This is a genomic window from Cupriavidus pauculus (assembly GCF_008693385.1).
Taxonomy (GTDB): domain Bacteria; phylum Pseudomonadota; class Gammaproteobacteria; order Burkholderiales; family Burkholderiaceae; genus Cupriavidus; species Cupriavidus pauculus_D.
Genome location: NZ_CP044067.1, coordinates 2731356 through 2752788, shown reverse-complemented (window position 1 = coordinate 2752788; position 21433 = coordinate 2731356). Strand labels below are relative to the sequence as shown.

The window sequence follows — 21433 nt, the reverse complement described above, 5'->3', positions numbered from 1 at the left end:
GAACGCGTGAACCTGTCCGACATTGCAGTGGTCTCGGCCACGCCGACCGCCACGACCTCGACCACGTGCCCGTACTGCGGCGTCGGCTGCGGCGTGCGCGCGACCGTGCGCGCCGACGGACAGGTCGACATTCAGGGCGATGTCGATCATGCGTCGAATCATGGCCGCCTGTGCGTCAAGGGCTCCGCGCTCGGCGATACGGTATCGCTCGACGGCCGCCTGCTGCATCCGCAGATGCGCGAGGCCGACGGCACGCTGCGCCGCGTCTCGTGGGATACCGCGCTGGACGCCGTGGCGCAGGGTTTCTCGCGGGTCGTGGCCGAGCACGGTCCCGACGCGGTGGCGCTGTACGTCTCGGGCCAGATCCTGACCGAGGACTACTACGTCGCCAACAAGCTCATGAAGGGCTTTATCGGTTCGGCCAATATCGACACAAACTCGCGCCTGTGCATGTCTTCGGCCGTGGCCGGCCACAAGCGCGCGTTCGGCGAGGACCTCGTGCCGTGCAGCTACGAGGACCTGGAGCAGGCGGACCTCGTCGTGCTGGTGGGCTCGAACACCGCGTGGTGCCATCCGATCCTGTTCCAGCGCCTGTCGAAGGCACGCGAGGCGCGGCCTGACATGAAGATCGTGGTCGTCGATCCGCGCCGCACCGCTACCTGCGAGATGGCGGACATGCATCTGCCGCTGCGCGCGGGAACCGACGTGGCACTGTTCAACGGTCTGCTGGCCTATCTGGCCCGCAATGGCCATACCGACGAGGCATTCGTCGCCGCGCATACCTCGGGCCTCGACGATACGCTGCGTGCCGCCGATGCCGAGGGCATGGATATCGAGAACGTGGCGCGCGCCTGCCGCCTCGATCCGCGCGACCTGGAGGCGTTCTACCAGCTGTTCGCGGATACCCGCAAGGTCGTGACCGCATTCTCGATGGGCGTCAACCAGTCCTCGTCCGGCACCGACAAGGTCAACAGCATCATCAACTGCCATCTGCTCACGGGCCGCATCGGCGCGCCAGCGATGGGACCGTTTTCGCTCACGGGCCAGCCCAATGCGATGGGCGGCCGCGAAGTCGGCGGCCTGGCCAATATGCTGGCCGCGCATATGGAACTGGCGGACCCGCTGCATCGCGATATCGTGCAGACGTTCTGGCAGTCACCCGCCATGGCCGACAAGCCCGGGCTGAAGGCCGTGGACCTGTTCCAGGCGATCGAATCCGGCCGCATCAAGGCGGTGTGGGTCATGGCCACCAATCCGCTGGTAAGCCTGCCCGACGCCGATCAGGCGCGCCGCGCGCTCGCAAAGTGCGAACTGGTGGTGTCGTCCGATATCGTCGTCCGCACCGACACCAACGACGCCGCGCGCATCCTGCTGCCCGCGCTGGGCTGGGGCGAGAAGGACGGCACGGTCACCAACACCGAGCGCCGCATCTCGCGCCAGCGTGCGTTCCTGCCCGCGCCGGGCGAGGCGCGCGCGGACTGGGACATCCTCAGCGAGGTCGCGCGCCGCATGGGCTTTGCGGGCTTCGACTACACGTCGCCGCACGAGATCTTCGACGAGCATGCGCGGCTCTCCGCGTTCCGCAACGGCGAGGCCGCCGAGGGCGATGCATGGCGCGCGTTCGATATCGGCGGGCTCACGGGGCTGAACAAGCAGGATTACGACGCGCTGGAACCCGTGCAATGGCCGCTGCGCGACCGTGCCGACGCCGGTACCGAGCGCCTGTTCACCGATGGCCGCTACGCGCATGCCGACGGCCGCGCGCGCTTCGTGCCGACGCCGCCGCGCGCGCCCATGCACGCGACCGACGACGAATACCCGCTGGTGCTCAACACGGGCCGCGTCCGCGACCAGTGGCACACAATGACGCGCACGGGACGTTCCGCGCGGCTGGGCGAACACATGCCCGAGCCGATCGTCGATATGCACCCGCAGGACGCGCTGCTGTGCGGCGTGAGCGAAGGCCGCCTGGCGCGTGTCACCAGCCAGTGGGGCGCGATGGTCGCGCGCGTGCGCCACGGTGGCGGCATCGCGCGCGGCACGATCTTCGTGCCGATCCACTGGAACGACCAGTTCAGCTCCGACGCGCGCGTCGGTGCTGTGGTCAACCCTGCCGTCGATCCGGTATCCGGCGAGCCCGAGTTCAAGCACACGCCCGTGCGCGTCGAGGAATTCCGCGTGTCGTGGCATGGCTTTGCGCTCGCGCGCGAGGAGGTGGACCTCGATCGCCTGACATGGTGGACGCGCGTGCAGGGCCGCGAATGCCATCGCTACGAGTTCGCGGGACGCGAGACCGTGGCGGACCGCTCCGCCTGGGCGCGCGAACTGCTCGGCGTGATCGATCCCGATGCCGACTGGATCGAGTACGAGGATCGCACCGCCGGTGTCTATCACGCGGGCTATGTGGTCAACGACCGGCTCGTGGCCTGCGTGTATGTTTCCACGCGTCCCGACCTGCCCTCCCGCACGTGGCTCTCGCAGCTGTTCGCGCACGAGCGGCTCGAGGATGCGGACCGCATCGGCCTGCTGCTGGGCCAGCCGATGGAGAAGATCGCGGACGCGGGGCCCACGGTGTGCTCGTGCTTTGGCGTGGGACGCAACACGATATGCGATGCCGTGCGCCAGCACGACCTCAAGACGCCTGCCGAGATCACGAAGTGCGTGAAGGCGGGCGGCAATTGCGGTTCGTGCGTGCCCGAGCTCAAGAAGCTGCTGGCGGAGATTCGCGTCGCCGAGGCCGCGTAGGCGGCCCTCTAGCTGGCCATCCGGTAGCGGCCGATCATCTGCCGCACCTCGCTCACATACCGCTGCGTTTCGGCATACGGCGGCACGCCGCCGTATCGCTCCACCGCGGCTTCGCCCGCATTGAACCCCGCCAGCGCAAGATCCACGTTGCCGCCGAAGCGCGCGAGCAGCCAGACCAGATACCGCACCCCGCCGCGAATGTTCTGCGCCGAGTCGAAGGCATCCTGCACGCCGAAGCGCTGCGCGGTGCCGGGCATCAACTGCATCAGTCCCTGTGCCCCGGCACGCGACACCGCGCGCGGGTTGAACGCGGACTCCACATGGATGATCGCGCGCACCGTGGCCGCATCGATACCAAACTCCCGCGCGACGGCGTCGATCTCGCGCGCATAGGATGCGGTATCGAGCGGGCGCGGCAGATACGGCTGCGCGGGCTCGCGGCGGGCGGGCACCACGATGTCGATGCCCGGCACGCGGCGGCATTGCATCGCCGGCACCCGCTGCGTGGCGTAAAGCGTGGCGCCAGTTGCGTCCGTGCAGACCAGCATCGCCCATGCGGATGCCGGCACGAAGATCGCCACCAGCACGATGCCCGTCGTCGCGACGATCGCGCCCGTCAGCAACCTGTCGAGGACCCTGAGCAGCGTGAAAATGGACATGTCCGCCTCCGCCCCGCCGTTGAATCACCGTTACTTCGTGTTGTCCACGACGACCTGACCGTTGTACTCGACCTTGCCGCGGAAGAAGTAGTCGGTGCATTTCTTGTAATCGCCGGGAATCACGAGCGAGAACGGCATCTGGTAATCGACGAGCTTGCAGCCGATGGCGGGCTTGCCGTCGCGCCATGACCAGTCCTTGTCCAGATACGCCTTGACCGCGGCGGCGGAGCCTTCGACGAAGCCGCGCATGTTCGCGCAGCCGAGCGGTTCGTCGGGCGTGACGGGCACGCCGAGTTCTTCCGCCATCGCGCGATAGGCGGCGATGCGGTTGACCACCTGCGCCTTCTCCGCGCCGCCGCCGCCGCATTCGATGCCGCCGTTGATGATGTACACGGTGGCGCCGAAGCCGGGTTTCATGTTGTTGCCGAGGTCCACCGCGTTGGGCTTCCATGTGCCGTCGACCACCCAGGTCATCGGGGGCTTGGGCGTCTGCGGCGTGACGGCGAACCAGACCGCCGAGGCGAAGTTCAGCCACGTGTCGGCGACCTTGCCGGGGTTGTCGAGGAGCAGGTTCACATCTCCGTAGAGCGCCTGCGAGAACGGGCCGAAGTTGTAGTTCCATGACAGCTGCTTGGAGCCGCGGCCGAAGTAGTCGAGGAACTGGCCGCTCGCGTTCTTCGCGCAGGGGTAGAAGATCCAGTTGGTCGCGTGCGAGCCGGGTGCGCATTGCTGATACGCGCCGACGGACGAGCCCTCTTCGTAGCCGGACTCCCGCAGGAACCACAGGCCTTGCCGCCAGGCGTCGATGGGCGCGTCGGGCGGCATTTTGGCGAGGATCGGGTTGTTGTGGTCGGGGTAGCCCGAGCGGGCCTGCGCGGGTGTCAGCGATGGCCAGTTGGCGCCGGTCTCCTGGACGAAGTGGGCGAACGAGGTGGCGAGCAGCTTTTTGCAGATGGCGACTGCGTCGCGGCCGTCGGGGTAGTCGCCGCAATAGGCGGGGAATTTGGCGATGCCTCGGAGGAGGTTCACGTACGAGTATTTCGTGTGCCGGATGGGGAAGATGGCGTCGAACTTCGCTTCGGGCAGTACCTGCTCCACGCGGCGGACGTTGGAGGGATTCTCGGCGCGGCCGGGCTGGACGGATTCGACTTCGGCGTCGGGGAGCACGCGGAGCGCATCGCGAATCAGCGCGATCTGGCCGGCGGTCTGGTCTACGAGAGATGTCTCGTATTGCGCGAGTTCCGACGCGGAGGGGTAGCCGGCGGGCTCGGCGATGTAGGTGATCTTCGGCTTGTAGGCCGCGGGGGCCGGGCTGGGCGCCGGGCTGGGCGCCGGACTAGGTACCGGACTAGGTACCGGGCTAGGGGCCGGACTAGGGGCCGGGCTAGGGGTCGGACTAGGGGCCGGGCTCGGTGCCGGACTCGGTGCCGGACTGGGTGCCGGACTCGGTGCCGGACTGGGTGCCGGGCTCGGTGCCGGACTGGGCGCCGGACTCGGGGCCGGGCTCGGGGCCGGGCTCGGGGCCGGGCTCGGTGCCGGACTGGGTGCCGGGCTCGGTGCCGGACTTGGTGCCGGTGCCGGTGCCGGTGTCGGTGCGGGTGTCGGTGCGGGTGTCGGTGCGGGTGTCGGTGCGGGTGTCGGTGTCGGTGTCGGTGTCGGTGTCGGTGTCGGGGCCGGTGTCGGGGCCGGTGTCGGGGCCGGTGTCGGGACCGGGCCTGGGGCCGGGGCGGGCGTGCCGGCGCACGCGCCGAGGTCTTCCCATACGCCCCATGGCCCGGACTGCGCGGGATTGTCCCCCTGCGTCCACCACTTGTTCCGATAGTTACGCCCGTTGTAGGTCACGCGCGACCCGGGCTCCGCATAGGCCTGCCCCGCGGCCCACGCCGCAAAGCACCCGCCCGCCGGGGCCGGGGCCGGACTCGGGGCCGGGGCCGGGGCCGGGGCCGGGGCCGGGGCCGGGGCCGGGGCCGGGGCCGGGGACGGAGCCGGGGACGGGGACGGGGCCGGAGCTGGGACCGGGGACGGGGTCGGACTCGGGGTCGGACTCGGGGACGGGGACGGGGACGGGGTGGGGGTGGGCGTGGGCGCGGGCGCGGGCGCGGGCGCGGGCGCGGGCGTGGGCGCGGGCGCGGGCGCCGGTGAAGGCGACGGCGTGGGTGCCGGTGAAGGCGCGGGCGTCGGCGTGCCCGCCGCCCCGATATCCCGCCATAACGTCGGCGACGCCGCCGGATTCCACCCCGCCCCCACAAACGCCGTATGCGCCTGCAGCGCCTGATACATCCGCCCGTTGTACGTGACCTGCGCCCCCGGCGCATACGTCGCCCCCTCGCGCCATGCCTCCTGCGCGAACGCCGTCCCCGTGGCGAGCACCAGCGCCGCGCTCAGCAGCGGCAGGGTCCTGTGATGGAATGCCATGACCGTCCTCCTTCCTTTGCCGCGCGCGCAACCCTCAGCGCCGCATCATGCTGCCGCTCGGGTAATGCACGAACTTCCACTCGCTGTAGTGCTTCTGCAGAGAGAAACTCGCGTACTCGTCGGGAAACCCGTCCTGCTTGAGCGGCGTGCCCGGCGCGTTGCTGTACACGCCGTACAACTCGCCCGCGGGCCCGCGTACCACCTGCCAGTCGGCGTTCCCCTCGGCCATCGGATCCCGATATCGCGCGCGCAGAAACCGCCGCGCGAACGACGTGCGAGGATCGGCCAGCAGATCGTCGAACTCCCGCGGATACGCACCGCTCGCATCCGCCGCCACGTAACCGCGAATCGCCACGTGAATCGCATGGCCGTTGCGCAGCAACTCCTCCTCGCGCGTCCGTTGCGCGAGCGTGCTCCACATCTCCCCCACGCGCGCGAGCCAGATCCCCATGAGCGCCACGCACATCAGCGCCCAGATAATCCCGAACCCGCGCGCCCGCCTACCACGAGCCATAGTCCGTCCCATCTTTCCCCTTCCCGCTCGCGCCACTGCGCACGTCGTACACCCCGGGCTTGCCATCGGGCGCGGGCACCGTCTTCCACGTCGCACGGCTCTGCGTCACCGTATCGAGCGGAATCTCGCGCAGATAACGCTTCTGCACGAGCTCGTCGAGCGAGCCCGGATACCGCCCCTCGTCCGCGCGAAACCGGTCGATCGAATCGCGCATCGCGGTCAGGTTCTCGCGCAGCACGGTGTCGCGCGCCTTGTCCGTCTGCCCGAAGTAACGCGGCACGACGAGCGTCAGCAACGTGGCCAGAATCGCCAGCACCACCAGCAGCTCGATCAGCGTGAAGGCCCTGCGGGCCGCGTCGGAAACACGCATGGCCGTCACCACTGCCGGTAAGGAATGCCGTTGAGCCCGACATCGGCCGACTGCGAATACACGTCGTAGACATCTACGCCCTCGCGCGGGGCATCGGCCGGACTCGCATAGCTGCGGCGGCCCCACGTCTTCGCATCCGCGGTGCTCGGGCAATCGCACATCGGGTCACGCGGAATGCGACGCAGGAAATAGATGCGCGCCTTGGTCGGGCTGGTCTTGTCCGGCACGCCCTCCACGAGCGTTTCGAGCGTCGCCGGATAACCGCTGTCGCCAATCGTGCGATCGATCTTGCCGGCCTCCGCGGCCGCCTTGTACGCATCGATCGCATCGCGCATCTTCCACAGCATGCGCTTGAGCTCCTCCTCCTTCGTGCGCTGTGCCGCCACCTGCGTCAACGGCAGCGCGACGGAAGCAAGCATCGCGACGATCGCGAGCGTCACCAGCATCTCGACCAGCGTGAAGCCGCGCGCGGGATATCGAATGTATCGCACGGTGACGCTCCTACTGCCCCGGCGGCCGCGGCGCGGCTTGCGCTGGCGCCATCGGTGGCGGCGCCGATGGCGGCGCGGCCGGCGGCGCCGAACCCGCGGGTCCACCCAGACGCGGCGGCATGCGGATATCGCCCGAAATGATGTCGCGCTCGGTCGTGATGCGCCCTTCCGTGCCCGAGTCGAACGTGACGATATTGCCGGCGGGAATCTCCTGATGACGCACTACGCGCGGCGTCAGCAGCAGGATGAGCTCGGTCTGCCGCTCTTCGTTGGTCCGCGTGCCGAAGACGCGATCGAGGAGCGGAATGCGGCTCAGTCCCGGCAGCCCCTGCCCGGCGTTGCGCTCATTGCGCTGGAGCAGTCCCGCGAGCACCTGCGTCTGGTTGTTCCGCACGCTCATCACGGTCTCCGCCGTGCGCGTGCCGATCTGATAGACGATCAGCCCGCTGCTCGTGGTGATCGTATCGGTGACGTTCGACACCTCGAGCCGCATCTTCACCTGCACCTCGCTGCTGCCGACGATCACGGGGGCCACTTCGAGCGTCAGGCCCACGTCCTGGTAGTTCACGCTCTCCGAACTGAAGTTGCTCGACAGCGTGGTCGTCACCACGGGCAGGCGATCGCCGATCAGCACCTTGGCCTTCTCGCGATTGCGCACGCGGATGCGCGGCGAGGCCAGTGTCTTGGTCTTGCCCTGGCTTTGCAGGATATCCAGCGCCACCGACGGCGCGCCGAGCCGCACGAGGATGTCGCTGCTGTTCATATGACGAAGCTGGTCGAGCGTCAGCACGCCCGGCACGCGGGCCGTCGGATCGTTGGCGTCGGGCAGCGGCTGCGCGGTAAAGTCGATGCGGCCCGGGTACAGGATGCCGAGCTGCAGCAGGTCCGATGCCGTGACCTCGAGGATCTGCGCCTCGATCACGACCTCGGCGGGCACCACGTCGAGCGCGGCCACCAGCCGCTCGGCCACCTTGATCGCCTCGGCGGTGTCGCGCATGACGATCGCGTTGGTGCGCTCGTCGAGGATCAGGTCCTTCGACTTGACCATCTGCTTGAGCATGGCCAGCACCTGCGGCGCCTGCGCGTTCTGCAGGTAGAACGTACGCACCACGAGGTCGCGGTATTCGGCCTCCTTGTCCTGGCGCTTCGGATAGACCAGCAGCGAATTGCCGCTCACGATCTTGCTGGCGAGCTGGTTGGCCTGCAGCACGAGCGTGAGCACCTGCCGCACCGGCGTGTTGCTCGCGAAGATCGTGGTCGGCGTGGTGGCCACCACCTCGCGATCGAACGTGAAGTTCAGGCCCGTGATGTTGGAGACGAGCTCGAAGATGCTGATCAGCGGCTGGTCGCGAAACTGCACGGTAATCGGCTGGCTCAGGTCCCGCGACAGCTGCGGACCGAGGTCCTGTCCCTTGGGCGCGGTAAGTTCGCTGCGCAACCGCGACGCGCGCGCATTGCCGGGCTGTTTGGCCAGCACGTCGGCGACGATGGCCAGCGCTTCCTCGGGGCGCTCTCCGCGCACCGCTTCCGCATGCGCGACGGCCATGTCGATCGGCGCCTGCCGGTTGATCCATTCGATCATCGACGACGGGTTGTCGTCGCCGGGCGCGGCCTGCTGCGCGCGCTGCGCGAAGGCGCGCGCCTGCGCGGCGTCGCCCGCCTCGTAGGCCACCACCGCGCGCGACAGATAGTCGTCCATGACCTGACGCCGCCGCTGATAGTAGCGGCTGCGAATATCCAGATCGTCCGGATACTGCGCGGACGTCTGTGCAAGCACCTGCAGGGCCTCGTCGGGCGGCAGCCCGGCGAGCTTCGCGTCGAGTTCGTGGTACCGCATGTCCGCGGCGCAGGAGCCGAGCAGCAGCAGCACCAGCGTGCGCGCCGTAACCATGCCGAGCCGTGTCATTTGCCGCCTCCCAGTGGTATCGACTGCCGCCGCTTCATCGGCAGATAGGTCAGCTGGACCTCGTCCCGCGTGACATGCTCGACGCGGTAGGCGCCCAGCAACGTACTGCCCGCGCGCAGGAAACCCTTGTTCTGGCACGCGGCGCAGACCCGAAATTCCTGCGCGCCCGCCGTGAGCACCACATAGACGTCCCCGCGCGGGTCCAGCCATAACGTACGCACGAGAAACGGCAGCGGCGGCGGGTCCTTCGGCGGTGGCGGGGGCGGCGGTGGAGGCGGCGGTGGCGGGGGCGGCGGCATCCACGACTGGCTTGGGAACAGATCGATCACGCCGGGCTCCCCACCCATCGTCCCCGCCCCACCCGGCTGGGCGGCGACGGGAATACTGGCAAGCCCGAGCAGCACGGCCACGGGCCACGAACCGCCTCTCACGGCGATACCTCCACCAGGAACGAGCATTTGATGCGAACATCCAGCTGCGTCTTGTCGATACCCGTGCGCGAGAGGGTCACGCGCTCGATGCGCACGCCGCGCAGCAGCCGCAGATCCGAGACGAACATGCGGATTGGCAGATACGCACCCGTGAAGGTGCCCTCCACGAGGTAGCGCCGCAGCGACGCCTCGTCCTCGGCCACGGTCTGATACGTGACCTGCGGCACCGACAGGCCGTGCTTGCCCGCGATCGCATGAAAGCTGTGCAGGAACACCGAGAAGCGCTGGTCGGCGGTCATCGTCCTGCCGGCCACGTCGGGGTCCGGCGTCGGCGCATGCGCAAGCTTGGCCTCGCGCGCCGCGAGTTCCTCCGCGCGACGCGCGAGGTCGGCGCGCATCGGCAGGATCTCGAGCGCGGCCACGCCCGCCGCCACCGCCATCAGCAGCAGCGCGAGCCAGCCGAACGTGCCGAAGCGCCATCGCGCGCGGCGGAGTTCCCATATCCATCGCGTCACGGCGCCCCCTCGTCAGCTGGCGCGGGCATGCCGCGATATGGCCGCCAGATGACCTGCAGCGCGGTCTCGACCGATTTGATGGGCGGCCCCGGTTTCTCGACCTGCCGCTTGACCGTCATGCGCTCGGTGTTCGGCTGCGACTCGAGCCAGTCCGCGAACGACAGCGCTTCCTGCGCGCTCCGGGTTTCGAACACGAGGTTGATCTCGCGCGTGGCCGTGGCCACTTCCACCGACAGCAGCGCGATATTGGGCCGCCAGCCGCGTTCGATCAGGTGCCGCGCGGGCTCGGTCGCGTAGCGCTGCAAGGCCATGAGTTCCTGCGCGCGCGGATTCTCGAGATTCTTGTGCGCCTTGCTGATGGCCTGCCGCTGGCGTTCCTGCGCGGCAATGGCATCGTCGCGCGCATCGAGCGCGCGCCCCTGCTCCTGCAATACCGCCAGATACTGCAGCGCGCCCACCAGCATGGCGATGCCCAACCCGATCGCCATCAGGCCCGGGCCCGGCGGCGGACGATTGCCCTGGCGGAAGTCGATGGCCGCGGTCTTCATAGCGGGATATCCCATGGCGCCGGCAGCCACTGGGTGAGCCCGGCCGCGCCGGCCACCGCAACGTCCTCACGCCGGCCGGGGCGTCCCCGCCGGTCGCGGCCCTCGGCCCGCACCGAGCCGATCACGTACGTGCGCTCGGGCTCGGGCACCGCGCACAGCATCGTCGCATCGCGCATGGCCTCGCCGATATCGCCGGCCACCGGCAGCGTGACGAAGGCGGTCCACTGACCCTGCGCGCGGAACCCGCAGTGCGCGATCGCGCCATCCGCATCGATATCCTCGAGCTCCACCACGGCGATGCGTCCATCCTCGATGCGCGCCGCGCAGTCCGTGCACGCGCGCACATACCCGGGCTCGATCGCGGCGACACGCAGCTTGCGCGCGCTGCACAGCCGTTCGATTCCCGCGCACAGCGCCTCCGGCATCGCCGCGGCCAGGCGTGACTGGCCCCATGCCGCGTCGGGCACGACAAAGCGCCATCCGGCCGGATTGCCGAAGCCGCCGCGCGCGAACTGCATCCGCGCCTGCGCGATCCATTCGGCGGGGGTCGGCAACGGTCGCCATGCCAGCGGGAAATAACAGACGAACGGCGCGCCGACGATCACGCCCAGCCTGTGCAGGCCGGGCTTCGCGGGTTTCGGCGCCAGTGCCTCGAGTACCGCGAGCGCCGCCGCCACGTCGCCACTGCTCGCGAGCGGTATTGCCTGCCCACCCGTGCCCGATGCGCCGAGCGCGCAGCCACGCTCGCCATCGAGCCAGATCTCCACGCTGCTGTGCCAGGCCAGCGCCCGGTGCGCACGGCCACGCGCCATGAACGACTTCGCGAGCCTCTCGCGCCAGCGGCGCCCGGACGATGCGGCACGATCCATCACGGACCGCGACTGGTTGAGCCACTGCGGCATGATTCCCCTCCTCGCGCGCCTACGGGCGCGCGGCTTCGACCACCGTCACGCGGTTGACTTCGGCGAGCGTGGTCCTGCCGTCCGCGACCGCGCGCATCGCGACCTGCCGGATCGGGATAAAGCCGTTGTCGCGCGCCACCTGCTTGAGTTCGCCCACGGGACGGCGCTCGACGAAGCATTGCTTGATGGCATCGTTGAAGCGCAACACCTCGGCGATGGGCTGCCGGCCCAGATAGCCGGTCCTGCGGCACGCATCGCACCCCGCGCCTCGACGGAATCGCCAGCCGGCCACATCCGCGCGCGTCAGGCACGACGCGGCGAGCAGCGCATCGTCGGGCGGCGCATCGTCGATCGCGCAATGCGGACAGATCCTGCGCATGAGCCGCTGCGCCACCGCGCCGAGCATCGCCTCGACGAAGCTATGGATATCGACGTCCATATGCAGAAAGCGATCGAGCACCGCGAACACGTTGTTCGCGTGCACCGAGGTCAGCACGAGGTGCCCCGTCAGCGCGGCCTGCACGGCGATGCCGGCCGTTTCGCCGTCGCGAATCTCCCCGACGAGGATCTTGTCGGGGTCGTGCCGCAGGATCGAACGCAGGCCGCGCGCGAACGTCAGGCCCTTCTTGTCGTTGATCGGAATCTGCAGCACGCCCGCCAGTTCGTACTCGACCGGGTCCTCGATCGTGATGATCTTCTCTTCGCCGGTGTTGATCTCGGTCAGCGTGGCGTAGAGCGTGGTGGACTTGCCGGAACCCGTGGGCCCCGTCACGAGGATCAGCCCGTACGGCTCATGTGCGATCGCACGGATGGCCGCGACGATATCGTCCTCGTGCCCGATCGCGTCGAGCCGCATCGGCGCCGCCTCCTTGCCGCCGCGCTGCTTGTCCAGCACGCGCAGCACGGCATCTTCGCCATGGACGGACGGCATGATCGAGACACGGAAATCGATCTCGCGATGATTGATGCGCGCCTTGAACCGGCCGTCCTGCGGCACGCGCCGCTCGCCGATATCGAGTTCCGACATGACCTTGAGGCGCGACAGCACCTGCTCGGCCACCTCCGCGCCGTTCGCGCGGCCCGTCGTCTGCAGCACGCCGTCGATGCGGTACTTGATCACGAGCCCGCCGGCCACGCTCTCGATATGGATGTCCGACGCACGGTACTTGAGCGCGTCGTAGAGCGAGGAGTTCACGAGGCGGACGACCGGATGCACGTCGGCCGCCAGCGTCGCGAGCGTGATCTCGACCCCGGCCTCGCCCACGCGGATGTCCTCGAGTCCGCCGCTGACCGGATCGAGCGTGGGGTGAGCCGCCTCGTGCATGGCCAGGAACGTCGATAGCTCCGTGGGCACGCAGAATGCGAACGTGAAGCGCGCGCGCAGCCGCTGCAGGGCCCATGCGCGATGTTCCGGCAGGAACGGATTGGCGAGAATCAGCAGCAGCGGGCCCTCGCCGCCGGGCGTGGCCGCCTCGCGCGCCAGCAGGCAATCGTGCGCCATGGCTTCGGCAAACGGCAGGAGGTCGAAACACGGTGTCAGCGTGTCGAGCGTCTCCGCATCGATGCCGCGCAGGCCGCATGCGTCATGCACGCGGCGCAGATACTCGGCGGCATCCTTGTCGGATTCCTCCCAGAGGCGTGCCTGCATCGACCGGGGGTCGGCGACCGTCGCGGGCTGGCCATGATCGGTTGCCATGTTTCACCCCACGCTGCCCGCGAGCTGGAAGATCGGCATGTAGAGCAGGAAGATGACCGTCCCCACGATGCCGCCGACCACGAGCATCAGCACCGGTTCGAACACGCGCATCAGCGTATCGATCGCGCGGTCGAGTTCCTCGTCGCAGAACTCCGCCGAGCGCGTCACCATCTTCGGCAATTCGCCGCTCTGCTCGCCCACGCGGATCAGCCGCTCGGCCACCGGCGTGGTCAGCCCGGCCGCCGGCAGCGCGGCGGACAGCGACTTGCCCGCGTGCACGTCGTCGAGCGCGCGCGCGAGCGAGGGTTGCATCGCCGCGGGCAGCAGTTGCGCCGACATCTCCATCGATGCCACCACGGGCATGCCGCCGGACAGGAGCAGGCCCATCGTGCGATAGAAGCGCGTGAGCGCGAACAGGTGCTGGTACTGCGCCAGCTTCGGCAGGCGCGTCATCATGCCCATGAGCCATGCCCGGGCACGCTGCGTGCGCAATGCCATGACCATGCCGGCCAGGCTCGCGACCATCGCCAGCAGCAACACCATGCCATGCGCGTGCACGAGCCGGCCCCACCACAGCATGACGCGCGCGGAGGCCGGAATGTCCTTCATCGACTCGTAGACGCTGCTGAACTTCGGGACCACGTAGAACGCGAGAAACAGGATGATGATGGTGCCCGAGGCGATCACGATCATCGGATAGACCATCGACGACACCACCTTCTTGCGCACGACCGCGAGCCGCGCGTCGTAGTGGTGGTAGCGCTTGAGCGCCTCCGACAGGGCACCCGTGCGCTCGGCGGACGCCACCGTCGCGACGTACAGCGCGGGGAATTGATCGGGCTGCTGCTCGAGCGCCTTCGACAGCGGCAGGCCCTCGTACAGCGCGCCCACGATGCGCGTCAGCACGGCGCGGTTGATCCCTTCGCCGGCCTTGTCGCGCAGGGTCTCCACCGTTTCCACGAGGCTCAGTCCGGCATCGAGCAGTGCGATGAGTTCCTGCGTGAACAACGCGCTGTCGAACACCGGCTTGCGGAACGCGAATGCCGCGCCGCGGCGCTTCTCAGGCAGGATCTCCACCAGTTCCATTCCCATGGCCTCCACCGTGCTCCGCAACTGCGCTTCGTCTTCCGCCTCGATCTCGAGCGTCTGCTCGCCGGCGTCCGACCTGCCCCGTATCCGATATTGCATGCCGGTCCCTGCTACTTGCTGACCACGTCCTGATCCTCGCCGGTGCCGCCTGGCTTCCCGTCGCCGCCGAGCGTCAGCAAGTCGTAGTCCTTGCCGCCGTCGCCGGGGCTGCGGTACACGTAGGGCCTGCCCCACGGGTCGGCCGGCATCTCGCTGCTCATGTACGGCCCATCCCAGCCCGTGACGTTGCCCTGATTGGTCATCAGCGACTGCAGCCCGGCCTCCGTGCTCGGGAAGCGTCCGGTATCGAGCCGGTACCGGTCGAGCGCGTTGGCGATCGACTTCATCTGCGATGCCGCGGTCTTCGTCTTTGCTTTTCCCACCTCGCCGAACAGGCGCGGCCCCACATAGCCGGCCAGCAGCGCGATGATGAGCAGCACTACCAGCAGTTCCAGCAGCGTGAAGCCGCGGCGGTGCCCTGTGTCCCGCCACCGGCGGGATCTCGCGCGCAGATGTCCTCGCATATGCCCTCGCCTATTGACTGTTGACCTCGCCCAGCACCTTCGTGATCTCGGCGTCGGCGGTGTCGCCATCGAGCTCCCACGTGAACACGCCGCGCAGGTTGTGCTGCTTGACGTAGTTCACTTTCACGCGCGCGGTGGTTGGCGTGTCGTACGACCAGAACGTGGTGCCATCGAACTTCCACGACTGCTTGGTCACCGGATGTTCGTGGACCGTGCCCGGCTTGTTGACGAGAATCTTGTAATCCTCGATGCCGGCCTCGTACGTGCCTGGCGCGGGCCGGGTGGCGGGCTGATAGAGCCCGTCGCCCTTCGGTCCCGGCGAGACGCCGGTCCAGCCGCGTCCGTAGAGCGGCACGCCCACGACGATCTTCGAAGCGGGCACACCGGCGGCGAGCAGGCCATTGACCGAAGCATCGACGTTGTAGGTCTTGCCGACCGCGGTCTTCGCATTCGGGCTGTCGGGGTCTACGTACAGGTTCGACTGGAAGTCCGTCGGCCCCGTCGCTTCCCAGCCGCCGTGGTAGTCGTAGGACATGATGTTGATCCAGTCGAGCGACTTGCTGTATTCGCCGGGCTCGGTATTGGCGATCTTGTCGCCGCCCGAGCCGATGGCCACCGTCAGCAGCAAGCGCTTGCCCGACTGCGCGCCGGCCGCGTCCAGTTGCCGGCGGAATTCGGCGAGCAGCAGCGTGAAGTTCTTCTTGTCGTTGGGATCGACGATGTTGTACGGCTGGCCGCCGCCGCCCGGAAACTCCCAGTCGATGTCGATGCCATCGAACACGCCCGCGCCCACCCCGTCGCCGCCGGCATTGCCGCCCGCGTCGAACGGCAGGTTGCCCTTGATGTAGACGTTGATGCAGGACGAGACCAGCTGCTTGCGCAGGGCGTCGGTCGAGGCGGCGCGGCCGAACCACTTGGACCACGTCCAGCCGCCGATCGAGATCATGACCTTGAGGTTCGGATACTTCTTCTTGAGCTGCAGCAGCTGGTTGAAGTTGCCCTTGAGCGGGCCGGCCTTGCCATTGCGCGGGTCGTCCCAGGCGAAGCCCCATGCGTCGGACGTACCGTCCACCGATTCCGCGCTCGTGAAGCCCTTCTGGTAATCGGCCCAGCCGTCGCCGCCGGTGCCCGCCTCCGGGTTGTTCGGATCGGTCGCGCCGGGTTCGGCCTTGGTGATGATGTCGCATTCGTAGCCGCCGTTCTTTGCGTAGACGTTGCCGAAGGCGTAGTTGATGAACGTGAGATGGCGCGCGGCGCCTGACGTGTCGACGTTCTTGAGCTTGTAGTTGCGGCCGTAGATGCCCCACTGGGCAAAATACCCACCGACCTCGCGCCCGCCCGATGGCGCCGGGCTGGGCGCCGGGCTGGGCGCCGGGCTGGGCGCTGGGCTAGGCGCCGGGCTGGGCGCCGGGCTAGGCGCCGGGCTGGGCGCTGGGCTAGGCGCTGGGCTAGGCGCCGGGCTGGGCGCCGGGCTGGGCGCTGGGCTAGGCGCCGGGCTGGGCGCTGGGCTAGGCGCCGGGCTAGGCGTCGGTGCAGGCGCAGGTGTCGGGGCCGGTGTCGGGGCCGGACTCGGGGCCGGGCTCGGGGCTGGCGTTGGGGCCGGGGCCGGGGCCGGACCCGGCGTAGGCACCGGTGCCGGGCTCGGCGCGGGCGCGCCCGAGCAGGCGCCAAGATCTTCCCATACCCCCCACGTCCCGGACTGCGCGGGATTGTCCCCCTGCGTCCACCACTTGTTCCGATAGTTACGCCCGTTGTAGGTCACGCGCGTCCCGGCTTCCGCATACGCCTGCCCCGCGGCCCACGGCGCAAAGCACCCGCCAGCCGGAGCCGGAGCCGGCGAAGGGCTCGGCGTGGGTGCCGGAGCTGGCGTCGGCGAAGGTGAAGGCGACGGCGAAGGCGAAGGCGAAGGCGCAGGGGAAGGCGCCGGCGAAGGCGCCCCCGCCGGCCCAAGATCCCGCCACAACGTCGGCGAAGCCGCCGGATTCCACCCCGCGCCCGCAAACGCCGTATGCGCCTGCATCGCTTCATAGAGACGCCCGTTGTAAGTGACGCGCGTGCCCGTCGCATACGTGGCACCTTCCTGCCAGGCCTGCTGCGCAAAGACCACACCGGCCATCATCGCGAATACCGCAGGCAACATTGAGCGTTTCATGACGCGCCCCCTTCTTCTGATTATGACGGCTACGAATTCCGCTTTTTTATAAAAAATCTTTAAAATAAAAACACGTTAAATCATCCCTCTGCAGCCACAGAAACGCTCTATTCAAGCCGAAAAGACCGCCCATATGAGCCGTAAAATCACCATAGCCGCCCGCATGCGTTGCGCAAGTGTTTAAACATGAACCATCGATTAATTTAATCCCGATATAATCAATTCAATGACGATTCAAAAGATGCGCAGACAGGCGATCCAAAAAGTCGGCCCGATCGCCACCTTGACATTTCGTACAGCCTTGTACAAACTGTAAATATGAAATCCCGCCGCACGACCTCCCGCACCCCGGAACAGCGCGCCATGCTCGAGCAGCTGGAGCGCATCGCCGACGGCCTCGGGCAAACCCTCGCGCCGTTCTGCGAGGTCGTGGTGCACGACCTGCTGGCGCCGGATCAGGCCATCCTCGCGATTCACAACAACCTGTCCGGCCGCGAGGTCGGCGATCCCGCGACGGAACTCGGCATGGCCCGCATCGCCGACCCGGACTTCACGCAGATCCTCGCGAACTATGCGAACCAGTTCGCGGATGGCCGCCAGGCCAAGAGCACGTCCATCGGCATCAAGGATTCGAGCGGCCGCTATATCGCCGCGCTGTGCCTGAACCTCGACCTCACGCTGTTCCGCGGCCTGCAGAGCGCGATGAACCAGTTCATGCGCATGGACGCCGACGGTCCGCGCGAGACACTCGACCCCGCCGGCACCGATGCCATCCGCGCGCGCATCGACGCATTCGCCGCGCGCCACGCCACCACGCCGCGCGCGCTGCGCACGGACGAGCGCCGCACGCTGCTGGCCGAACTCCGCGCCGCCGGGCTCCTCGACGTGCGGCGCGCCATGGAAACCATCGCCGCGCACCTTGGCGTGTCGCGTGCATCCGTCTATAGCTATGCCCGCTGATGCCCAACTGCTGCTGCTCGACAAACACGCGGTCGAGTCGCTGCTGAACCCCGACGATGTCCTGCGCGCCGTGCGCGAGGCATTCACGCTCCACAGCGATCGCGAAGGCCGCGTATTCCCCGTCATCCGGGAACCGCTGCATACGGGCGGCGTGTTCGGCATCAAGGCAGGCGACGTCCCCGCGCAGGACCTGCTGGGGTTCAAGGCGGCGGGGTTCTGGCCATCGAATCGGCAACAGGGCGGCGAGCCGCATCAGGCCACGATCCTGCTCATCGATCCCGCGACGGGACGCCCGGTCTGCATGATCGACGGCAACGCGATCACCACCGCCCGAACGGGCGCGGCCGGCGGCATCGGCCTGCAAGCGCTCGCGCGGCCGGACAGCACATCGCTGTGCGTGTTCGGTACCGGCGTGCAGGCGCGCGTGCAGGCCGCCTTCGCGCTGCGGCGCCTGCCTTCGCTGCGCACCGTGCGTTATGTCAGCCACGGCGGCACGCCGGACCCCGCGTTCGAAGCCGCCATCGCCACACTGGCCGCCGGTATCGCTGTGTCGCACGACACCGACGGCAATCGCGCGGTCGCCGGCAGCGACATCGTCATCACCGCCACGCCGGGACGCGGCCCACTGTTCGATGCCGATGCCTTGCAGCCCGGCACACACATCAATGCGGTCGGTACCGATACGCGCGGCAAGCGCGAACTGCCGGCCGGCGTGCTCGAGCGCGCGATCGTCGTCGCCGACGACCGCGAGCAATCCGTCACGATCGGCGAGCGCCAATGGGCGCCCGGCGTGGCGTGCACCGAGATCGGCGACCTGCTGACAGGCAAGGCGTCCCTCGCGCGCCAGCCCGGCGATATCACCGTGTTCGACATGACGGGCCTGGCATTGCAGGACCTCACCGTCGGGCGCATGATCCACGAACGAGCCATGGCCGACGGCGTCGGGTGCGCCATCGCATGGCCCTGGTAACTCCACTACTGCCTCGATCCATGACCGATATCACCTTGCCCACTTACGCCGACGTCGAAGCCGCCGCCAAACGGCTCGAAGGCTACGCGCACAAGACTCCCGTCATGACGTCCCGCACGGTCAACGACCTGCTCGGCGCCGAAGTGTTCTTCAAGTGCGAGAACCTGCAACGGATGGGCGCGTTCAAGTTCCGCGGCGGCTTCAACGCCCTCTCGAAGTTCACGCCCGAGCAACGCCGCGCCGGCGTGGTGGCGTTCTCGTCGGGCAACCATGCGCAGGCCATCGCGCTGTCCGCGCGCCTGCTCGGCATGCCGGCGACGATCATCATGCCGCACGACGCACCGGCCGCGAAGGTCGCGGCGACCAAAGGCTATGGCGGCAATGTGGTGATGTACGACCGCTACAAGGAAGACCGCGAGGCGATCGGCCGCAAGCTGGCCGAGGAGCACGGCATGACGCTGATTCCGCCGTACGACCATCCGGACGTGCTGACGGGCCAGGGCACCGCGGCCAAGGAACTGTTCGAGGAGGTGGGGACCCTGGACGCCATCTTCACGCCGCTGGGCGGCGGCGGGCTGCTGTCGGGCACGGCACTGGCCACGCGCGCGCTGGCGCCGCAATGCAAGATCTACGGCGTGGAGCCGGAAGCCGGCAACGACGGCCAGCGCTCGTTCCGCAGCGGCGAGATCGTGGACATCCCGACGCCGAAGACCATCGCCGACGGCGCGCAAACCCAGCACCTCGGCCACTACACGTTCGGGATCATCCGCCGCGATGTCACCGATATCCTCACCGCCACGGACGCGCAACTGATCGACGCCATGCGCCTCTTCGCCGCGCGCATGAAGATCCTCGTCGAGCCGACCGGGGCGCTAAGCCTCGCGGGCGCGTTCACGATCAAGCCCGAACTGCAGGGCAAGCGCATCGGCGTGGTGATCAGCGGCGGCAACGTCGATCTGGAACGTTTCTGCGAACTGCTGAAGCCGTAACGCTTCCGGCAGGGCCGGGGATCAGATCTCCCCGGCCTGCTTGACCTCCTCGCGCGTGCCCTTTGCCACCTCGGGCGGGAGTTGGAGGAAGATCCATGCCGATGCCGCCGTGATCACGCCGAGGCAGAGGAACGTCGTGTGGAACGCGGGCAGCACCGCCATGCCCGAATGGCGCCCGATACCCTGCTGGAACGTCGAGAGCAAGGCGCCCGCCGACGTCACGGCCAGGCTCATGGAGAGCATCTGCACCATCGACAGCATGCTGTTGCCGCTGCTCGCGGTATTGCCGCCGAGGTCCTTGAGCGTGACGGTGTTCATCGCGGTGAACTGGATCGAGTTGACCGCGCCGAAGATCGCCAGCTGCACGATCGTCAGCGCAAGCGGCCGTCCCGGCGCGATCAGCGCGAACGAGGCGATCACGATGCCGACCAGCACGGTATTGGTCGTCAGCACGCGCCGATATCCGTGCTTCTCGATCAGCGTCGTCGCGAGCCGCTTCGCACCCATGCCGGCGGCCGTCACCGGCAACATCATCAGCCCCGCGTCGAAGGGCGAGAAGCCCAGGCTCACCTGCAGCGTGAGCGGAATCAGGAACGGCATCGCGCCATTGCCGATGCGCGCGAACAGGTTGCCCAGCAATCCGACGCTGAACGCATGGATGCGGAACAGCCGCAGCGGAAACAGCGGCTGCTGCCGCCGTCGCGCGTGCAGTACGTACACGGTCAGCGCGCCCAGACTCGCGATCAGCAGCATCAGCACCACGGCCGGCTGGAACCCCAGTTCCGCCAGCCCATCGAGCGCGAACGACAGGGTCACCATCGCCGTGGCGAGCAGGAAGTAGCCGCCGAGGTCGAACGGCCCGATGCCGGGCAGGCGCGCATTGGGCATGAAGCGAACGGTCGCCAGCGCGCCGATCACGCCCACGGGCACGTTGATCAGGAAGATCCAGTGCCAGGAGAACGTCTGCGTGAGCCAGCCGCCGAGCGTCGGCCCGATCAGCGGACCGATCATCCCGGGAATCGCCACGAAGCTCAGCGCCTGGAGATACTGGTCGCGCGGAAACGTCCGCAGTACCGACAGCCGCCCCACCGGCAGCAGCATCGCGCCGCCCACGCCCTGCACCACGCGCGCGATCACGAGCACCGTCAGCGATTGCGCCCACGCGCATAGCAGCGAGCCCAGCACGAACAGCGCGATGGCCACCTGGAAGATCGTGCGCGTGCCGAACCTGTCCGCCAGCCAGCCCGACGCCGGAATGATCACGGCCATCGTAAGCGAGTACGCGATGATGACCGACTGCATCCGCAGCGGACTCTCCCCGAGGCTCGCCGCCATCGCAGGCAGCGCGGTATTGACGATCGTCGAGTCGAGCGTCTGCATGAAGAAGCCGACCGCGACGACCCACAACATGATGCGCAGGTTGCGGTCGTCGGGCAGAGAGGTGGGCATTCGGGAAACTCCGGATGGGGGGCGCTGCAAAAACCGAAACCTTATGCCCGGCAAGCCCCCGAGGCAAGT

At 68.3% G+C, this 21433-nt stretch carries 20 protein-coding genes and 1 pseudogene; 4 read left to right on the top strand and 17 right to left on the bottom strand.

Annotation, left to right across the window (positions count from 1 at the left end):
- The first annotated feature begins 6 nt into the window (after positions 1-6).
- A complete protein-coding gene (locus tag FOB72_RS30555) occupies positions 7-2745 on the top strand; it encodes a nitrate reductase (protein WP_150376968.1) in 2739 nt (912 codons plus the stop codon).
- An 8-nt stretch (positions 2746-2753) separates the two neighbouring features.
- On the opposite strand, the gene FOB72_RS30550 is transcribed toward FOB72_RS30555, so the two are convergent.
- The 16 genes and pseudogenes from FOB72_RS30550 to FOB72_RS30485 form a co-directional block, all read right to left on the bottom strand.
- Entirely contained in the window at positions 2754-3404 is a 651-nt protein-coding gene (locus FOB72_RS30550) for a lytic transglycosylase domain-containing protein (RefSeq protein ID WP_150376967.1), read from the bottom strand.
- A 30-nt stretch (positions 3405-3434) separates the two neighbouring features.
- On the bottom strand, positions 3435-4571 hold the full coding sequence (locus FOB72_RS32355; RefSeq protein ID WP_191002452.1) for a chitinase: 1137 nt from the start codon (positions 4569-4571) through the stop codon (positions 3435-3437).
- Between the two features lie 229 nt (positions 4572-4800).
- Complete coding sequence (locus FOB72_RS32740; protein ID WP_223851861.1) at positions 4801-5148, bottom strand: hypothetical protein; 348 nt, start codon at positions 5146-5148, stop codon at positions 4801-4803.
- Between the two features lie 35 nt (positions 5149-5183).
- Positions 5184-5684: pseudogene (locus tag FOB72_RS33025) on the bottom strand (carbohydrate-binding protein); the annotation flags it as partial.
- A 169-nt stretch (positions 5685-5853) separates the two neighbouring features.
- Entirely contained in the window at positions 5854-6333 is a 480-nt protein-coding gene (locus tag FOB72_RS30540) for a type II secretion system protein (RefSeq protein ID WP_191002313.1), read from the bottom strand.
- Positions 6320-6703 (bottom strand): prepilin-type N-terminal cleavage/methylation domain-containing protein, encoded by a 384-nt coding sequence (locus FOB72_RS30535; protein WP_150376965.1) that lies wholly within the window; start codon positions 6701-6703, stop codon positions 6320-6322. Before FOB72_RS30535 ends, FOB72_RS30540 begins: the two co-directional genes overlap by 14 nt.
- A gap of 5 nt (positions 6704-6708) precedes the next feature.
- A complete protein-coding gene (locus FOB72_RS30530) occupies positions 6709-7194 on the bottom strand; it encodes a type II secretion system protein (RefSeq protein WP_263364805.1) in 486 nt (161 codons plus the stop codon).
- Between the two features lie 10 nt (positions 7195-7204).
- Positions 7205-9100, bottom strand: coding sequence for a secretin N-terminal domain-containing protein (locus tag FOB72_RS30525; protein WP_150376964.1), 1896 nt, complete (start codon positions 9098-9100; stop codon positions 7205-7207).
- A complete protein-coding gene (locus FOB72_RS30520; protein WP_150376963.1) occupies positions 9097-9531 on the bottom strand; it encodes a hypothetical protein in 435 nt (144 codons plus the stop codon). Before FOB72_RS30520 ends, FOB72_RS30525 begins: the two co-directional genes overlap by 4 nt.
- A complete protein-coding gene (locus FOB72_RS30515; protein ID WP_150376962.1) occupies positions 9528-10046 on the bottom strand; it encodes a hypothetical protein in 519 nt (172 codons plus the stop codon). Before FOB72_RS30515 ends, FOB72_RS30520 begins: the two co-directional genes overlap by 4 nt.
- Positions 10043-10594 carry a hypothetical protein gene (locus FOB72_RS30510; protein ID WP_150376961.1) on the bottom strand — a complete coding sequence of 184 codons (552 nt, stop codon included), beginning with the start codon at positions 10592-10594 and terminating at the stop codon, positions 10043-10045. The genes FOB72_RS30515 and FOB72_RS30510 overlap by 4 nt, the downstream gene beginning before the upstream one ends.
- On the bottom strand, positions 10591-11496 hold the full coding sequence (locus FOB72_RS30505; protein ID WP_150376960.1) for a hypothetical protein: 906 nt from the start codon (positions 11494-11496) through the stop codon (positions 10591-10593). Before FOB72_RS30505 ends, FOB72_RS30510 begins: the two co-directional genes overlap by 4 nt.
- Positions 11497-11515: 19 nt before the next feature.
- Entirely contained in the window at positions 11516-13192 is a 1677-nt protein-coding gene (locus FOB72_RS30500; protein ID WP_150376959.1) for a GspE/PulE family protein, read from the bottom strand.
- A gap of 3 nt (positions 13193-13195) precedes the next feature.
- The gene (locus FOB72_RS30495) at positions 13196-14380 is read right to left on the bottom strand and encodes a type II secretion system F family protein (protein WP_150376958.1); all 1185 of its coding nucleotides are present in this window, start codon (positions 14378-14380) and stop codon (positions 13196-13198) included.
- Between the two features lie 11 nt (positions 14381-14391).
- Entirely contained in the window at positions 14392-14844 is a 453-nt protein-coding gene (gspG, locus tag FOB72_RS30490; protein ID WP_150376957.1) for a type II secretion system major pseudopilin GspG, read from the bottom strand.
- Positions 14845-14854: 10 nt separating this feature from the next.
- Complete coding sequence (locus FOB72_RS30485; RefSeq protein WP_150376956.1) at positions 14855-16996, bottom strand: glycosyl hydrolase family 18 protein; 2142 nt, start codon at positions 16994-16996, stop codon at positions 14855-14857.
- A 318-nt stretch (positions 16997-17314) separates the two neighbouring features.
- On the opposite strand from FOB72_RS30485, the gene FOB72_RS30480 reads away from it, so the two are divergent.
- Genes FOB72_RS30480 through FOB72_RS30470 form a run of 3 tightly spaced genes read left to right on the top strand, consistent with a single transcriptional unit; the run spans position 17315 to position 19915 of the window.
- Complete coding sequence (locus tag FOB72_RS30480) at positions 17315-17956, top strand: transcriptional regulator (protein WP_150376955.1); 642 nt, start codon at positions 17315-17317, stop codon at positions 17954-17956.
- Complete coding sequence (locus FOB72_RS30475; RefSeq protein WP_150376954.1) at positions 17946-18926, top strand: ornithine cyclodeaminase family protein; 981 nt, start codon at positions 17946-17948, stop codon at positions 18924-18926. Before FOB72_RS30480 ends, FOB72_RS30475 begins: the two co-directional genes overlap by 11 nt.
- A gap of 20 nt (positions 18927-18946) precedes the next feature.
- A complete protein-coding gene (locus tag FOB72_RS30470) occupies positions 18947-19915 on the top strand; it encodes a threo-3-hydroxy-L-aspartate ammonia-lyase (RefSeq protein ID WP_150376953.1) in 969 nt (322 codons plus the stop codon).
- 21 nt (positions 19916-19936) lie between these two features.
- On the opposite strand, the gene mdtD is transcribed toward FOB72_RS30470, so the two are convergent.
- The gene (gene mdtD, locus FOB72_RS30465; protein ID WP_150376952.1) at positions 19937-21364 is read right to left on the bottom strand and encodes a multidrug transporter subunit MdtD; all 1428 of its coding nucleotides are present in this window, start codon (positions 21362-21364) and stop codon (positions 19937-19939) included.
- Positions 21365-21433: the final 69 nt, after the last annotated feature.

What these genes read in the sequence shown, in the direction of transcription:
- FOB72_RS30500 (WP_150376959.1), bottom strand. Translation starts at nt 13,192, where the DNA reads ATGGCAACCGATCATGGCCAGCCCGCGACGGTCGCCGACCCCCGGTCG.
- FOB72_RS30495 (WP_150376958.1), bottom strand. Translation starts at nt 14,380, where the DNA reads ATGCAATATCGGATACGGGGCAGGTCGGACGCCGGCGAGCAGACGCTC.
- FOB72_RS30535 (WP_150376965.1), bottom strand. Translation starts at nt 6,703, where the DNA reads ATGCGTGTTTCCGACGCGGCCCGCAGGGCCTTCACGCTGATCGAGCTG.
- mdtD (WP_150376952.1), bottom strand. Translation starts at nt 21,364, where the DNA reads ATGCCCACCTCTCTGCCCGACGACCGCAACCTGCGCATCATGTTGTGG.
- FOB72_RS30475 (WP_150376954.1), top strand. Translation starts at nt 17,946, where the DNA reads ATGCCCGCTGATGCCCAACTGCTGCTGCTCGACAAACACGCGGTCGAG.
- FOB72_RS30540 (WP_191002313.1), bottom strand. Translation starts at nt 6,333, where the DNA reads ATGGCTCGTGGTAGGCGGGCGCGCGGGTTCGGGATTATCTGGGCGCTG.
- FOB72_RS30505 (WP_150376960.1), bottom strand. Translation starts at nt 11,496, where the DNA reads ATGCCGCAGTGGCTCAACCAGTCGCGGTCCGTGATGGATCGTGCCGCA.
- FOB72_RS30510 (WP_150376961.1), bottom strand. Translation starts at nt 10,594, where the DNA reads ATGAAGACCGCGGCCATCGACTTCCGCCAGGGCAATCGTCCGCCGCCG.
- FOB72_RS30525 (WP_150376964.1), bottom strand. Translation starts at nt 9,100, where the DNA reads ATGACACGGCTCGGCATGGTTACGGCGCGCACGCTGGTGCTGCTGCTG.
- gspG (WP_150376957.1), bottom strand. Translation starts at nt 14,844, where the DNA reads ATGCGAGGACATCTGCGCGCGAGATCCCGCCGGTGGCGGGACACAGGG.
- FOB72_RS30485 (WP_150376956.1), bottom strand. Translation starts at nt 16,996, where the DNA reads ATGAAACGCTCAATGTTGCCTGCGGTATTCGCGATGATGGCCGGTGTG.
- FOB72_RS30550 (WP_150376967.1), bottom strand. Translation starts at nt 3,404, where the DNA reads ATGTCCATTTTCACGCTGCTCAGGGTCCTCGACAGGTTGCTGACGGGC.
- FOB72_RS30470 (WP_150376953.1), top strand. Translation starts at nt 18,947, where the DNA reads ATGACCGATATCACCTTGCCCACTTACGCCGACGTCGAAGCCGCCGCC.
- FOB72_RS30480 (WP_150376955.1), top strand. Translation starts at nt 17,315, where the DNA reads ATGAAATCCCGCCGCACGACCTCCCGCACCCCGGAACAGCGCGCCATG.